Raw genomic sequence first — 16,022 nt, 5'->3', positions numbered from 1 at the left:
ACTATGGAGTTGTAGATGAAACTTGCAATACTTTACCATTATAAAATTTATTTCCTGTTAAAGAGAAATCATAAATATAATTTGCCATTTCTTTGGCAGAAGTAGGAGCTTTATATCCAGGAAATGCTTCTTCTAACATTTCTGTTTGTACAGCGCCAAGAGCCAAAACATTAAACGAAATTTGTTGTTCTTTGTATTCTTCTGCTAATAATTCTGATAAAGTAATTACTGCGCCTTTGGCGGATGAATAAGCTGCTAATCCAGGGAATTTCATACTTCCTTGAATGCCTCCCATAGAACTAATAGTAACCACATGAGCACCTTTTTGCATAGTTGTAATTATGAGTTTGGTTAATTCTGCAACCGCAAAAACATTTACTTTATAAACTTCTAAAAAATCATTAGAAGTTAATTTTGTAAAAGGTTTGTTTATTAATTTTCCTGCATTGTTTATTAAAATATCGACTTGTTTCCAATTCTTTTTTATAAAATTTGAAACTTTTAATAAATCAGAATTATTAGAAATATCAACAGAAAGAGCCGTTATATTTTTATGATTGATCTTAGAAATAGGTTTAGAATTTCTTGATAAAGCCAAAACTTGATAACCATTTTCAGCAAATTGTTGTGCTAATTCAAAACCAATTCCTCTGCTGGTTCCTGTAATAACAACGTTTTTCATTTTATTATTTTTAAAGAAGCAATCTAATCATTTTTTCATACATTTAAAGACAAAACGTATTCAAATGAAAAAAATAATAACTCTTCTTTTTACAATATTCATTTTCCAAAATTCGATTGCGCAAACAACTTATATTTTATGCGGAAAATTAATTGATACAAAATCGGGTAAAATTGAATCAAAAAAAACCATCATTGTTAAAAGAAATAAAATAATTGGTGTTTTAGATGGTTATGCAATGACAAAGAGTAAAACTGCAAAAACTATCAATTTAAAAGATAAAGTTGTAATGCCAGGTTTAATTGATATGCATGTGCATATAGAACACGAATATGATAAAAAATCGCGTATAAAAAAGTATATATTAAATGAAGCTGATGTTGCCTATAATTCTGTGAACTTTGCAAAACTAACTTTACTAAGTGGATTTACAACAGTTAGAGATTTAGGTGGTTCTGGAGTTAATATCTCTTTAGCCAAAGCAATAAAAGCAGGTAAAATTCCAGGATCAAGAGTTTTTACGGCAGGTAAATCTTTGGCAACTACAGGCGGTCATGCAGATCCTACAAACGGAAGTAGTAGAAAACTAATTGGTAATCCTGGACCAAAAGAAGGTGTTGTAAATTCTGTTGAAGATGCAAAAAAAGCGGTAAGACAACGTTATAAAAATGGCGCAGATTGTATAAAAATTACGGCTACAGGCGGAGTTTTAAGTGTGGCAAAATCTGGTGATAATCCTCAGTTTACGATTGAAGAAGTAAAAGCTATTTGCGATACTGCAAAAGATTATGGAATGCACGTAGCTGCCCATGCACATGGAGATGAAGGTATGCAACGTGCCATTATTGGTGGCGTAAAAACTATTGAACACGGTACTTATATGAGTGATAAAACGATGGAGTTAATGAAAAAGCACAATGCTTATTTAGTGCCAACAATTACTGCTGGAAAAGAAGTTGCAGAAAAGGCAAAGGTTAAAGGTTTTTACCCTGATATTGTTGTGCCAAAAGCTTTAGCTGTTGGTCCTCAAATACAAGGAACTTTTGCAAGAGCGTATAAAAAAGGAGTAGGAATTGCATTCGGAACAGATGCAGGTGTTTTTAAACACGGTAATAATGCAAAAGAATTTGGTTATATGGTAGCAGCAGGAATGCCAGCAATAGAAACGATACAATCTGCAACCATTACAAATGCAAAAATTTTAAAAATGTCAACTAAAATAGGACAAATTAAAAAAGGCTTTTTTGCCGATATTATTGCTGTTGATGATGATCCTACAAAAAATATTACTACAATGGAAAATGTAGTTTTTGTGATGAAAAATGGCGTGGTTTATAAAAAATAAGATACTTTATAGTTTGTATTGAATTCCTAGATAAGAAACAATTGTTTTGGCATTATTATCTTTTTTAATAAAACCAATAAAATTTCTAAAAGAGATATCTATTTTACTGTTTAACTGATAGCTTAATCCTAAAATACTACCAATATCAAAATTACCATTTTCAATATTAGAATTTGGACTTGGGTTTCCTGTAAAAGTTAAAAGAGGATCTTCTTTAATAATAGATTTTGATTTCAAAATATATTCAAATTGAAACCCTGCTTCTAAAAAAAGTTTCTGAAAAGCTTTGTACTTGAAGTTTAATGGTAGTGCTATAGTGTAATCTATAAAATGAACTCTATAATTACCCTTACCAAGTAAAGCTCCATTTTTATCTGTTACACTAATGTTTTCAATTAATATTTCAGTTCCTTGTTCTGAAAATAAAATTTCTGGCTGAAAGCTAAATTTATCACCAACATTTAAACAAAGAAAAAACCCTCCATAATAACTTAATTTTCTGTTGTAATCAGAAATCTCTTGTCCGTTTAAAGTATTATTTGGAAAATATTTTGAATAATTTATTCCGGTTTTAACACCAAAATCAATTTTTTTATTTTGTCCAATTACTTGGAAAGTAATCAATGTAAAACAGAACAATAGTAGTTTTCTTTTCATAGTAAAATTTGTGTATCTACTTAAAGGTAATATGTTGATACGCTCCAATATCAGGAGCAGCACTTCTATTAACGCCTAAAATATCTAAAGTAAATAGGGTTGATTTTGCTTTGTTAATAGCATCAGATTTTTCACCTATAATAAAATCATTTTTTTGAGTATCTCTAAAATGTGGATTTTTATTTAAGATGATATTTTGATAAAATGAACTCGTAAAATCGAGTTCTTTATTATCTTTAAAAGAACCATTAGTGTCGTTAAATTTAAGCATAGAATTACTAATGTTGTAATTAAACAAACCTCCACCATCTACTTTATCTAAAACAAATTCTACATTGTTGTTTCCATCAAAAATACAATTGGTAAAATTAGCCGCTTTTAAATCTCTAGTTTTTGTAATTTCTTTACCTGCATTATCTTTATAAGTAAAAAAATTATTTACTAAAACCGTTGGTAATTGACGTAAACCATTGTTCCAATAGTTAGCAAAAGTACAGTGCGTAAAATTGTAAGTGCCGCCAATTGTTGCAGCCAAAGAAGTTTGCCCTGCGTTACCAATAACTAAGTTATGAGCTTCTATATTGGTTTCTCTACCCAAAATTCCGTAATTGGAGTGGTTGTAAATTTCTGAATTCTGTAATTTTAAAGTAGGATTTGTTGTAGAACCAATGCTATCTACAATAATTCCTATAATTGCATTTTTTATAATTGCGTGTTTAATTTCGTTGTTTTTACTTCCTGCACGCATCCAAATGGCACCCCATTGTCCTGGCACATTATTAAAACGATGCTCTAATCTATCGCCTTCAAAAGTTACTTTGTCAGATAAAGTTCCATTAACTTTTAAGGTGGCTTTTTTATCAATGATTAAACCAGAATTATTATGAAAATGAATTTTTGCACCAGCATCTATTGTTAATGTCTTATTAGCAGAAACCGCAGCAAAACCATAAATAACTGTGGGTTTTGTGTTTGTAAAAGAGAGTTCTTTATCTTTTAAAAATCTACCTTTTATAGAGGTCTGTTTTCCGTCTAAAGTTAAATTCTCTATTTTCATAGTAATGGCATCTTTGCCAGGATAAATAAAATTAGCATCTTGTACAAGTGTAACTAAATCTACATCTTGTTGATTGTTTCCGTTGTCAAATAAAATTCTATCAGTATAAAGCGGATTTGGAACATTATTAACATCAATAGTTGTTTCTACAAAAACAAAAATACTATCGTTGGCAAGTATGTCTATATTGTTAAAATCTTTGCCAGGAATACCATCTACATTTAATCTGTAGTTAGAATTAGTGCCGTTTTCTAATTTTATTTGAGGTATAGTAATGGCTTTGTTTTCTCTGTTATATACTTTTAAATTATAAGTTGATGAACCAATATTTGTGAAAACAGTATCTAAAAAAACGGTGTCTTTAGAGAATTGTAATTTGCCAAAACTAGGTATTGTTTCAAAATCTTTTCTACATGAACTTACAGAAATAAGAACTATACAAACCAAAAAAGTCAATAAATATCTCATAAAATCAATTTTGTATAAAAATAGAACTTTTTATTAAGTTGATTATTGTTTTTTTACCAATTCAATTTCAAATAATTTTTCCCAATTTTTTCCTGTAACAAATAATCTATTGTTTTCTGCATCAAAAGCAATGCCATTTAAAACTTCATCTTGTGGAACTAGCTTTTGAGTTTTTTCCATTTCTTTTACCAATCCAGATAAATTTACTATTCCTTCTACCACACCATTTTTAGGATTAATTATAGATATTAACGGTTTTTGCCAATAATTTGCATAGATCTTGCCCTTAACAAACTCTAGTTCATTGAGTTGAGGTATTTTCTGTTTATGGTTGTATGCTTGAATAAATCGAATTTCTTTTTGAGTGGTTTTGTCTAAAAACCAAATTTTATGGGTTCCATCCGATTTTATTAATTGGCTCTCATTATGAGTTAAACCCCAACCTTTTTTGCTATTGTTGTAGGTAAACTCGCCTTCTTGTTTAAAAGTTTCTAGGTTGTAGATAAAACCTTTTTTTGCTTCCCAAGTTAACCAGTAAATTTTATTGTTAAAAATGGTCATTCCTTCACCAAAATATTTTTTATCTAAATCTATTTTCTGTAAAACTTTACCCGTTTTAATGTCAACTTTTCTTAGCGTAGATTTGCCTCTTTTTCCTGTAGTTTCGTATAAAAAACCATTGTAATATTCTAAACCTTGTGTAAATGCTTTAGAGTCATGAGGATAAGAGTTAATAATCTTGTAGGTGTAAGCTTGGTAAGGAACATCAGCTAAAACTTCAAAAAAGTTATTTACTTTTTTAGATTTTTTTTTGTAAAAAACTAAGGCAGATATTTGATGTTTACCAACCCCTAAACCAGTTGTGTTTACAGATGCAGAATTTCCTTCAGAAGAAATTTCTTTGCCATTTACAAAAAACTGAACTTTGTTAACAGGCTTGTCTTCTTTTTCTTTTAAAGTAACTGTTAAAGTTTGGTTTAAAGTAACTTGCTTTTTGTGTTGCAAGCTAAATTTATAAACATCAGAACAAGAAGTTATCAAAAACAAAACACTAACAAAGCAAATTAATTTAGATGCATTTTTCATCATAAAAATATTTCAAGATATTAAAACGTAAATATTCAAAAAAAGCCTTTAATAAAGCAAGTTTTAGGTATTAAAAGAAACATAATTTTACAGAATATTTCTTTAAGACTAAATAAAAACAAATTATTTATTTGTAAATTAAAAAATATCCTTAAATTTGCATCCTCAAAATAGTAAAAAACAACTATTTAGAGAAAAGTAAAGCCTTACCAACTTTACTGATGCAAACATAACATTAAAATATTATAAAATGAAAAAAGGAATTCATCCAGAAAATTATAGAATGGTAGCTTTTAAAGATATGTCTAACGAAGATGTATTTTTAACACGTTCTACCGTAGACACAAAAGAAACTTTAGAAGTTGATGGTGTTGAGTATCCTTTAGTAAAATTAGAGATTTCTAGAACTTCTCACCCATTTTACACTGGTAAATCTAAACTTATTGATGCAGCAGGACGTATTGACAAGTTTAAAAGTAAATACGCAAAATTCAAAAAGTAATCTTTTTAGAATTTTTAACATAATAAAAAACTCCAACATTCATTTGTTGGAGTTTTTTCTTGCCCTTATTTTGTTTGTGTTGATCCCTTCTTTCAGTATAGTATCTAACAATCTTATTTAGTATTTCTATAAAATTTTGGGCGTTCCCATACGGTCAGGCTTTCCGTTACAATTTTCAATGCAATCCTTAACGCAACTAATTTGCCATCAATTTTTATGATCTCAAACTAAAAGCTTATTTTTAAACCTCTCAAAAATAACTTTGTAGAAAATGAGAAATACAATTCTTTCAGTTCTAATTATTACTACTATTTTATGTGGAGTTTTAGTGTATTTTATACCACAAATAGGAACCATAATTTTATTATCAATATCAGCAATACTAACACTAACAATAAAACTATAAGCACAGCAAAAGAAATGACTGCTGCAATTGGGTTTAGTTCAATTTCAGATATAAAATCCAATCAAGTTTTTAGGCGACAAAAAGATGAAAAAATTGTAAGTTTGGCTGAGGTTTATTATTAAGTTTTGCCAAGGTTAAGTGTAATTTTACTTACACACTTTTTAGGATCGTGTCAATTGTTTTTTAACATTTTACCTACTTTTAATAATATTTCTTTAGATTTATAAGGTATACTGCCATTACCATTTGGACCTACATTTAACAGAAAATTACCTCCATTACTATTTATTTCTTTAAGCTTATTATAAACTGTTTGTGGTGATTTCCAATTATTGTCATCAATTTTAAAACCCCAAGAATCATTAATGGTATAGCAAGCTTCCCATTCATAAACAACATTATTAGACAGATGCTCTTGCTCTGGTGTGCCAAAATCTTTTTTAAAGGAATTTCGTTTTGCTACTCTGTTATTAATAATAATACTAGGTTTTAATCCTCTAATGTAATTGTAAAGGTCCATACCTGTGTCGTTGTTCCACCATTCAACCCAATCTCCATCAAACCACAATATATCTGTGTCATAATTATCTATAAGTTCTTTAATTTGATTTTTCATATACTTAATATATACTGTTCTTTGACCAGATTTCATTTGAATATTTGCCCAACGCCCCCAATAATCATTTCCTGAAGCATTTCGTTGTTGGCTGCTATGATTCCAGTCAATAATGCTGTAATAAGTACCAAACTTAATTCCATTTTTTCGGCAGGCTTTACTAAGTTCTGCAAGTATGTCTCTTTTAAACGGTGTATTAGCAACATCAAAATTAGTGTATTTACTATCCCATAAACAAAAACCTTCATGATGTTTTGTGGTAATTACTATGTATTTCATTCCAGCTTTTTTGGCTATAGAAACAATCTTATCAGCATTAAATTTTTTTGGATTAAAAGAATGCATAAACATAGCATAATCTTGTGGAGCAATATCGGATTTAGCCTGTATCCACTCAGCATAACCTTTTATGGTGTCATTTTTATAAATACCTCCTAATTGGCTATAAAGACCGAAATGTATAAACATCCCGTATTTGGCATCTTTAAACCATTGCATTCGTTTATTAAATGCTTCTATTGATTCTTTACTAAAATCTTTTTTCTCTTGTGCATTAACAAAGCTGCTAAGTATTAAAGATAAAATTAATATAGAAACTGTTTTTTTCATATTTTTTATGTTCTGTTTATAAATAACGTTAATACGAATGTAACGCTTAAAAGCTTTATATTTGTTATAAGCAAAGTTAGTTTTTTAGGTAGAAAAAAATTGTTTTGATACAAAAAAACGCTTCAAACTAATGAAAGGGTTTTACAATCCTTAAAAACGTTGCGCGTTTACATATAATCTTCTAAAGGGTTACAAGAACAAATTAAATTTCTGTCGCCAAAAGCATCATCAACTCTTCTAACAGAAGGCCAGAATTTGTTGTCTGCAATATATTCTAAAGGAAAAGCAGCTTGTTTTCTTGTGTAGGGCAATGTCCATTCATCCGCAGTTAACATAGCTTGGGTATGTGGTGCATTTTTTAAAGGGTTGTTGTCATCTTCTTTAGTGGCTTCAGAAATTTCTTTTCTGATAGAAATCATAGCATCGCAAAAACGATCTAACTCTGTTAAACTTTCAGATTCAGTAGGTTCAATCATCATTGTTCCTCCCACAGGGAAAGAAACTGTAGGCGCGTGAAAACCATAATCCATTAAACGTTTTGCAATATCAACCACTTCAATACCATTTTGTTTAAAATCGCGACAGTCAATAATCATTTCATGCGCTGCACGCCCCACTTCGCCTGTATATAATGTTTCAAAATGTCCGTGCAAACGTTCTTTCATATAATTGGCATTCAATATGGCATTTTTAGTAGCATCTGTTAAACCTTTTGCACCCAGCATTGTAATGTATCCATAAGAAATTAAACATACTAAAGCAGAGCCCCAAGGTGTTGCAGATATTGCTGTTATGGCATTTTCTCCACCAGTTGCAATAACAGGATTTGTAGGTAAAAACGGAACCAATTGCGGCGCAACACAAATTGGACCAACTCCTGGGCCACCACCTCCATGAGGAATGGCAAAAGTTTTGTGTAAGTTTAAGTGACAAACATCTGCGCCAATAGTTGCAGGATTTGTTAACCCAACTTGAGCATTCATATTGGCGCCATCCATATAAACTTGCCCACCATTATTGTGAATAATCTGTGTGATTTCTCTAATTTCTTTTTCGTAAACACCATGTGTAGATGGATAAGTTACCATTAAAGCAGCTAAATTATCTTTATGTAATTCTGCTTTTTCGCGTAAATCATTTACATCAATATTACCATTTTCTGCAGTTTTGGTTACAATAACTTTCATACCCGCCATAACTGCTGACGCAGGATTTGTTCCGTGCGCAGAAGCAGGAATCAAGCAAATATTTCTGTGTGTATCTCCATTTGATTGATGATAGGCTCTAATGGTCATTAAACCAGCAAACTCACCTTGCGCACCAGAATTTGGTTGTAAAGAAGTACCTGCAAAACCAGTAATTACATTTAATTGATTTTCAAGATTTTTTAAAACTTCTTGATATCCTTCCGCTTGATTTAAGGGCGCAAAAGGATGAATATTGCCCCATTGAGGATTGCTTAAAGGCAGCATTTCTGATGCTGCATTTAACTTCATTGTACAAGAACCCAAAGAAATCATTGAGTGATTTAATGCTAAATCTTTGCGTTCAAGTTTTTTAATATAACGCATCATTTCGGTTTCTGATTGATACGTGTTAAAAACATCGTTCTCTAAAAAAGAAGTGTTTCTTTTTATGTTGTTAGGAATTACGTCTAAAGTTGTAAATTCTGAAACAGTAACATCTTTTATGTTAAAAGCTTGCTCAAAACAATCTACAATTGCATTAATTTCTTTTAAACCTACAGTTTCATTTAAAGAAATAGCAACAGTATTAGCATCTATATAGTTAAAATTGATTTTGTTAGATTCTGTAACAGAGCGTAATTTATGAGCTTCTACTTTTAATATAATTGTATCAAAATAAGATGTGTTGATTTGCTCAAAACCTAAGCTAGTTAAAGCTTTTGCTAATGTAGTTGTTGCAGTATGAACTTTATCGGCAATAAATTGGATTCCATCTTTTCCGTGATAAACAGCGTACATACCTGCCATAACTGCTAGTAAAACTTGTGCAGTACAAATATTAGAAGTTGCTTTTTCGCGCTTAATGTGTTGCTCACGAGTTTGGAGCGCCATTCTTAAAGCACGTTTTCCATTTTTATCTTTGGTAACGCCAATAATTCTACCAGGAATACTTCTTTTGTATTTTTCTTTAGTAGCAAAATAACCTGCATGAGGTCCTCCATAACCTAAAGGAATTCCAAAACGTTGGGTTGTGCCTACAACAACATCAACACCAAATTCACTTGGCGCTTTTAATTTTACCAGCGATAAAATATCGGCAGCAACTGCTACTTTTATATTGTTTTCATTGGCTTTGTTTACAAAATCTGTATAATCATAAACTTGTCCGTGTTTACCAGGATATTGTAAAATGGCACCAAAAAAATCATCAGAAAAATTAAATTCTTGATGATTTCCTATAACCAATTCAATTCCGATAGGAACAGCGCGTGTTTGTAAAATTGATAAGGTTTGAGGCAAAATTTCTTCAGAAACAAAAAACTTATTAACACCTGCTTTTTTTTGTGCTCTTTCTCTAACATCAAACAATAAAGCCATTGCTTCTGCAGCAGCTGTGCCTTCATCTAAAAGAGAAGCATTTGCAATTTCCATTCCTGTTAAATCGCAAACCATAGTTTGATAGTTTAATAAGGCTTCTAAACGACCTTGGGCAATTTCTGCTTGGTAAGGTGTGTATGCTGTGTACCAACCAGGATTTTCTAAAATATTACGCTGAATTACACTTGGTACAATAGCTTCATGATATCCTAAACCTATGTAACTTTTAAAAACTTTATTTTTTGTACCTAACTTGTTAATGTGATTTAAGTATTCATATTCGTTCATTGCTGGAGCTAAATCCAATTCGTTTTTTAGGCGAATATCATCAGGAACAGTTTGGTAGATTAGCTGTTCTAAATTATCAACTTTAAGGGTTGATAACATTTTTTCTTGATCTTTTTTGTTTGGACCAATATGTCTGTTTTGAAACAAATTTGTATTCATTAACTCAAGTTTTGTTTAGGCTTATTTCAATCGATTTAGCTAGTTGTTCTTTATCTTCAAAATTTATAGAAATTTTGAGCATCAAAAGTAAGAATTTTATAAGTTTCTTTTTTAGAGATATTTAAGAAAAAGCAGATAATTATTAACCTTTTTTATAGGTTATGAACAGAAAACCTATTTTTGTGAAATGAGATTCTTTAAATTAGTATTCGATTTTTATTTAAATGCAAGCATTCACGTAGCTTTTTCTGTATATGCTTTTTTAAGAATTACCGAGTTTTATTTTAATCTTCCTTATAACGAAAATGTAAATTATTTTATTTTTTTTGCTACTATAACTGGTTACAATTTTGTTAAATATGCAGGTGTTGCAAAATTGCATCATAGAAGTTTAACAAAGGGCTTAAAAATTATTCAAGTTTTTTCGTTTTTTTGCTTTTTGCTTTTGTGTTATTATGCCTATCAAGTTTCAATTAGAACATTATTGTATATGGTTCCTTTTACGTTGTTAACGGTTTTATATGCAGTTCCTTTTTTAAGTGGATTTGAAAAAAACCTTAGGCAAATAAGTTATTTAAAAATAGTTGTGGTAGCCTTAGTTTGGGCTGTTTTTACAGTTTTAATTCCTGTAATTGATGTACAAAAACAAGTTACTTTAGAGGTTGTTTTTTTAATGTTACAACGTTTTTTAATTGTGGTAGTTTTAATACTTCCTTTCGATATTAGAGATGTAAAATACGATGCAATTTCTTTGCAAACAATTCCGAAGAAAATTGGTATAGAGAAAACCAAAAAGTTAGGTTTAATGTTGCTCATTTTTGCCTTGGTTTTAGAGTACCTAATCTCATCATCAAATATGGTAAAAACCTCTTTTATGATTTTCTTTTTTGTAACCATTATTTTATTAATGAGAGCAAAAACCAATCAAACTAAATACTATAGTTCTTTTTGGGTAGAGTCTTTACCAGTTTTATGGTGGTTCATTCTTTTAGGATATCATAATTTTTAGTGATTAAAAACGTGTTTTTTATCAAGTTAACGAATATCTATTGTAAATAAAATAGATATCATAAAACTTAAAGAAGGCTTTATAAATCTCTACTATATTTGTAGATTTACACACTTAAATTCATTAAAGATTCTTAAGTAATGATTACCACAAAAAGAAATTATATTTTCGATTTCGATAGCACTTTAACACGTGTAGAAGCATTAGATGTTTTGGCCGAAATAACGCTAAAAAATAATCCTAGAAAAGCAGAAATTATTCAAGAAATAATTGACATTACCAATTTAGGAATCGATGGCGAAATATCTTTTACAGAATCCTTAGAAAGAAGAATAAAGTTATTAGAAGCAAATAAATCTGATTTAGATGATTTAGTGGCGGCCTTAAAAAAGCAGGTTTCAAAATCTATTGAAAGTAACAGAGAATTTTTCGAAGAATTTGCAGATGAGATTTATGTAATTTCTTGTGGATTTAAAGAGTTTATAGATCCTATTGTACAAGCGTACAATATACCTTCAGAAAGAGTTTTTGCAAACACTTTTGAGTTTGATAAAGATGGAAAAATTGTTAGTTTTGATGCTAAGAATCCGCTTTCTCAACACAATGGAAAAATTCAATGTTTAAAAGAAATGAATCTTGAAGGAGAAATACAAGTTATTGGCGATGGTTATAGCGATTATGTAACTCGTGAAGCAGGTGTAGCAGATAAATTTTTTGCTTATACAGAAAATGTTTCTAGAGAAAAAACCACTGAAAACGCAGACCATATTGCCCCAAATTTAGATGAATTTTTATACGTGAACAAGTTGCCTAGAAATATAAGTTATCCAAAGAATAGAATTAAAATTTTATTATTAGAAAATGTACATCCAGATGCATTTACTAAATTATCTACAGATGGATTTTCAGTAGAAACAGTTTCTAAAAGTTTGTCTGAAGATGAACTGATAGAAAAAATAAAAGACGTACACGTTTTAGGAATTCGTTCTAAAACAAACGTAACAAAAAGAGTAGTAGCAGCTGCAGAAAAATTAATGGTAGTTAGTGCTTTTTGTATTGGCACCAAACAAATTGATTTAGAAGCGTGTAAAGAAAAAGGAATTGCAGTTTTTAACGCACCTTACAGCAATACACGTTCTGTAGTTGAGTTGGCAATTGGAGAAATTATTATGCTTATGCGTTCTGTTTTTCAAAGAAGTACAGAAATTCATAATGGAGAATGGAATAAAACAGCAGAAGGCTCTAGAGAAGTTCGTGGTAAAAAATTAGGAATTATTGGTTATGGTAATATTGGTAAGCAATTATCAGTTTTAGCAGAAGCTTTAGGAATGGATGTTTATTATTACGATGTTGAAGATAAATTAGCCTTGGGTAATGCAACTAAAATAAATACGCTAAAAGAATTATTATCAATTTCTGATGCCGTTAGTTTACATATTGACGATAATCCTGCAAATAAAAATTTCTTCGGTAAAGAAGAAATCTCTCAAATGAAAGACGGAGCCGTGTTCATTAATTTATCACGTGGTTTTGTTGTTGATATTCCTGAGTTGGTTGCAGCTTTAAAAAGCGGTAAAATAGCAGGAGCAGCAATAGATGTATATCCATCAGAACCAAGAAAAAACGGTGAGTTTTATACCGAATTAAAAGGTTTGCCAAATGTAATATTAACACCTCACGTGGGTGGTAGCACAGAAGAAGCACAAAGAGATATTGCAGATTTTGTACCGAGTAAAATTATGGCATATATTAATTCTGGTAACACAGTAGATGCTGTTAATTTTCCAAATATTCGTTTACCAAGACAGGTAAATGCACACCGTTTTTTACATATTCATAAAAATGTACCTGGTGTTATGGCTAAGATAAATAAGGTGTTGGCAAAATATGATATGAATATTACAGGTCAGTATTTATCTACAGATGAAAAAGTTGGGTATGTAATTACAGATTTAGACAAAGAATATAATAAAGAAGTGATTGAAAAATTAAGAGATGTAAACGGAACAATTAAGTTTAGGGTATTGTATTAAACCTATATAAATAAGACGTTATTTCTTTTTTTATAAGCACATTTTTCAAAAAAAAGTAAAGATATGTTCTTCTCTAAAGTTAGTAATGTTGAATTAGAGTTACCTAGTTCTAAAATTATTTTAGAACTAGTAAAACAAAAAAAATCCATCTTTCTTAGATGGATTTATAGTTTATAAATGTTTTTATTTTAATTTAAAACTTTTTTAATTCTTTTAATGGCTTCTCTAATTTGTAGTTCAGAAGCGGCATAAGATAATCTTATACAATTTGGGGCCCCAAAAGCATCTCCTGTAACTGTTGCAACATTTGCTTTTTCTAAGATGAATAAAGAAAAGTCGCTTGCGTTTTTAATGGTAACTCCATCTATAGTTTTGCCAAAAAAGGTAGAAATATCTGGAAAAACATAAAATGCGCCTTCTGGAACGTTTACATTAAATCCGTCAATTTCTCTTAACAAATCGATTACAATATCTCTACGAGTTTTAAACTCATCTACCATATATTGTATTTTAGATACGGGCGCTAAAACTGCTGTAATTGCAGCTCTTTGTGCAATACAATTTGTGCCAGAAGTAATTTGTCCTTGCATTTTTGTACATGCTTTTGCAATCCATTCTGGGCCGCCAATATAACCAATTCTCCAACCTGTCATTGCAAAAGCTTTTGCTAATCCGTTTACAGTTATGGTTCTATTGTACATACTTTTTATAGCTGCAAAACTAAATGGTTTAGCATTGTAATTTATATGTTCGTAGATTTCATCAGATAAAATAAATATCTGCGGATGTTTTTCTAAAACTGCTGCCAACGCTCTGTATTCTGCTTCACTATAAATAGTTCCACTTGGGTTGTTTGGCGAGTTAAAGAAAATCATTTTTGTTTTAGGTGTAATTGCTGCTTCTAATTGTGCGGGAGTGATTTTAAAATCGGTATCAATAGAAGAAGGAATTTCTACAAAAGTTGCTTCGCATAAAATTGCAATTGCAGAATAACTAACCCAGTAAGGAGCTGGCAGCAAAACTTCATCGCCTGGATTTAACAATACTTGCGCAACATTTGCAATAGATTGTTTTGCTCCTGTAGAAACCACTATTTGGTTTGGTTTGTATTCTAAATTATTATCGCGTTTAAATTTAGTACAAATAGCTTCTTTTAACTCTAAATAACCATCTACTGGTGTGTAAGAATTATAATCTTGATTGATAGCTTCTATAGCAGCATCTTTAATAAAATCTGGCGTATTAAAGTCTGGCTCACCTAAACTTAAACCAATAATATCTTTTCCTTCTGCTCTTAATTCTCTTGCTTTGGCAGCCATTGCTAAAGTTTGAGACACAGGTAAACTGTTAATTCTGTCCGATAATGGATGTGTCATTTTTATTGTTAGTTGTTGTGTTTTACTTATGCTAATTCAGGGTTTTTTCCTAAAACTCCTAAATGTCTAAAATGTTCAATAATGGCTCTACGTGTAGTTTGATACTCATTATAAGGTAAATTAAACTCTTTAGCAGTTTCTTTTACAATTTTAGCTAATTTGTTGTAATGCACATGAGAAATGTGAGGAAAAATATGATGTTCAACCTGATGATTTAAACCTCCTGTATAGAAGTTTACTAACCAATTGCTAGGCGCAAAGTTAGATGTTGTATATAATTGATGGATTGCCCAAGTGTGTTCTAAATTTCCGTTTTTATCCGGAACAGGCATTTCTGTTTTTGGTACAATGTGCGCCAATTGAAAAACCAAACTTAAAATCATACCTGCTGTATAATGCATCACAAAAAATCCTATTAAAACTTTCCACCAAGCAACGTCTAAAACTAATATTGGTAAAACTATCCAAAGAGAATAATAAGCTAATTTAGAGATGACTAACTTAGTCCATTCTGTAGCAGGATTAGGAAACTTACCATAAGAAAGTTTTCTTTTTAAATACCTACGCATTTGCTTAATATCTGTAGTAATTGCCCAGTTAATAGTTAACAATCCATACAAAAAAATAGAATAATACTTTTGAAATTTATGAAAGTTAAACCACTTAGAATGTTGCGAAAAACGAATTACTCTACCTGCGTCAATATCTTCATCATGATCTTTAACATTTGTAAATGTGTGATGTAAAACATTGTGTTGTACTTTCCAGTTATAAACATTTCCTGCTAAAATGTAAATACTACTTCCCATTAATTTATTTACCCACTTTTTACTTGAAAAAGAATCGTGGTTACTATCGTGCATAACATTCATTCCAACACCAGCCATACCAATACCTGTAACAATCATTAACAAAATCATAGCCCATTGTGGCATAGAAACTGTGAGGACTAATACAAATGGAACTAAAAACAACGAAAACATTAAAATTGCTTTAGAATATAGTTTCCAATTTCCAGTTCTTTTAATGTTATTTTCTTTAAAATATGTATTCACTCTTTTGTTAAGAGTTCTAAAAAATTTTGCTTTGTCTACTCTAGAAAAATTAATTGTTTTCATTGAATGTTTTAAAAATAAGTTACAAAAATATACTTTTTAATACGGCT

General features: G+C 30.2%; 13 protein-coding genes. 5 read left to right on the top strand and 8 right to left on the bottom strand.

Annotated elements, in window-relative coordinates:
- Position 1 precedes the first annotated feature (1 nt).
- Positions 2–682 carry an SDR family NAD(P)-dependent oxidoreductase gene (locus ACY2RX_RS10500; protein WP_490103935.1) on the bottom strand — a complete coding sequence of 227 codons (681 nt, stop codon included), beginning with the start codon at positions 680–682 and terminating at the stop codon, positions 2–4.
- 64 nt (positions 683–746) lie between these two features.
- On the opposite strand from ACY2RX_RS10500, the gene ACY2RX_RS10495 reads away from it, so the two are divergent.
- Positions 747–2,027, top strand: coding sequence for a metal-dependent hydrolase family protein (locus ACY2RX_RS10495; protein ID WP_490103934.1), 1,281 nt, complete (start codon positions 747–749; stop codon positions 2,025–2,027).
- Positions 2,028–2,033: 6 nt separating this feature from the next.
- Here the strand turns inward: ACY2RX_RS10495 and ACY2RX_RS10490 are convergent, their stop codons facing one another.
- The 3 genes from ACY2RX_RS10490 to ACY2RX_RS10480 are packed head-to-tail and all read right to left on the bottom strand — an operon-like array spanning position 2,034 to position 5,295.
- Positions 2,034–2,651 carry a porin family protein gene (locus ACY2RX_RS10490; protein ID WP_490103933.1) on the bottom strand — a complete coding sequence of 206 codons (618 nt, stop codon included), beginning with the start codon at positions 2,649–2,651 and terminating at the stop codon, positions 2,034–2,036.
- A 49-nt stretch (positions 2,652–2,700) separates the two neighbouring features.
- Positions 2,701–4,209: a hypothetical protein gene (locus ACY2RX_RS10485; protein ID WP_490103932.1), complete on the bottom strand. Its 1,509-nt coding sequence runs from the start codon at positions 4,207–4,209 to the stop codon at positions 2,701–2,703.
- A 42-nt stretch (positions 4,210–4,251) separates the two neighbouring features.
- The gene (locus ACY2RX_RS10480) at positions 4,252–5,295 is read right to left on the bottom strand and encodes a glutaminyl-peptide cyclotransferase (RefSeq protein WP_490103931.1); all 1,044 of its coding nucleotides are present in this window, start codon (positions 5,293–5,295) and stop codon (positions 4,252–4,254) included.
- A gap of 250 nt (positions 5,296–5,545) precedes the next feature.
- Between ACY2RX_RS10480 and ACY2RX_RS10475 the strand changes: the two genes are divergently transcribed.
- Together ACY2RX_RS10475 and ACY2RX_RS10470 are read left to right on the top strand one after the other, a co-directional pair.
- A complete protein-coding gene (locus ACY2RX_RS10475) occupies positions 5,546–5,797 on the top strand; it encodes a type B 50S ribosomal protein L31 (protein ID WP_490103930.1) in 252 nt (83 codons plus the stop codon).
- 271 nt (positions 5,798–6,068) lie between these two features.
- On the top strand, positions 6,069–6,203 hold the full coding sequence (locus tag ACY2RX_RS10470) for a hypothetical protein (RefSeq protein ID WP_490103929.1): 135 nt from the start codon (positions 6,069–6,071) through the stop codon (positions 6,201–6,203).
- A gap of 172 nt (positions 6,204–6,375) precedes the next feature.
- Here ACY2RX_RS10470 and ACY2RX_RS10465 read toward each other — a convergent pair whose 3' ends face one another.
- Together ACY2RX_RS10465 and gcvP are read right to left on the bottom strand one after the other, a co-directional pair.
- Positions 6,376–7,428: an alpha-L-fucosidase gene (locus ACY2RX_RS10465; RefSeq protein ID WP_490103928.1), complete on the bottom strand. Its 1,053-nt coding sequence runs from the start codon at positions 7,426–7,428 to the stop codon at positions 6,376–6,378.
- Positions 7,429–7,595: 167 nt separating this feature from the next.
- Positions 7,596–10,439, bottom strand: a complete 2,844-nt coding sequence (gene gcvP, locus ACY2RX_RS10460; protein ID WP_490103927.1) for an aminomethyl-transferring glycine dehydrogenase — start codon at positions 10,437–10,439, stop codon at positions 7,596–7,598.
- Between the two features lie 187 nt (positions 10,440–10,626).
- Here gcvP and ACY2RX_RS10455 point away from each other — a divergent pair, with 187 nt between their 5' ends.
- Both ACY2RX_RS10455 and serA read left to right on the top strand, forming a co-directional pair.
- Entirely contained in the window at positions 10,627–11,448 is an 822-nt protein-coding gene (locus tag ACY2RX_RS10455) for a UbiA prenyltransferase family protein (protein ID WP_490103926.1), read from the top strand.
- A gap of 140 nt (positions 11,449–11,588) precedes the next feature.
- Positions 11,589–13,481, top strand: coding sequence for a phosphoglycerate dehydrogenase (serA, locus tag ACY2RX_RS10450; RefSeq protein ID WP_490103925.1), 1,893 nt, complete (start codon positions 11,589–11,591; stop codon positions 13,479–13,481).
- A 188-nt stretch (positions 13,482–13,669) separates the two neighbouring features.
- Here the strand turns inward: serA and ACY2RX_RS10445 are convergent, their stop codons facing one another.
- Together ACY2RX_RS10445 and ACY2RX_RS10440 are read right to left on the bottom strand one after the other, a co-directional pair.
- Positions 13,670–14,857 carry a pyridoxal phosphate-dependent aminotransferase gene (locus ACY2RX_RS10445; RefSeq protein WP_490103924.1) on the bottom strand — a complete coding sequence of 396 codons (1,188 nt, stop codon included), beginning with the start codon at positions 14,855–14,857 and terminating at the stop codon, positions 13,670–13,672.
- A 26-nt stretch (positions 14,858–14,883) separates the two neighbouring features.
- A complete protein-coding gene (locus ACY2RX_RS10440) occupies positions 14,884–15,975 on the bottom strand; it encodes a fatty acid desaturase family protein (protein ID WP_490103923.1) in 1,092 nt (363 codons plus the stop codon).
- Positions 15,976–16,022 lie beyond the last annotated feature (47 nt).

This window comes from Polaribacter sp. 2405UD43-2, assembly GCF_058147125.1.
The sequence above is the reverse complement of the archived record's forward strand: the minus strand, read 5'-3'. Positions and strand labels throughout refer to the sequence as shown.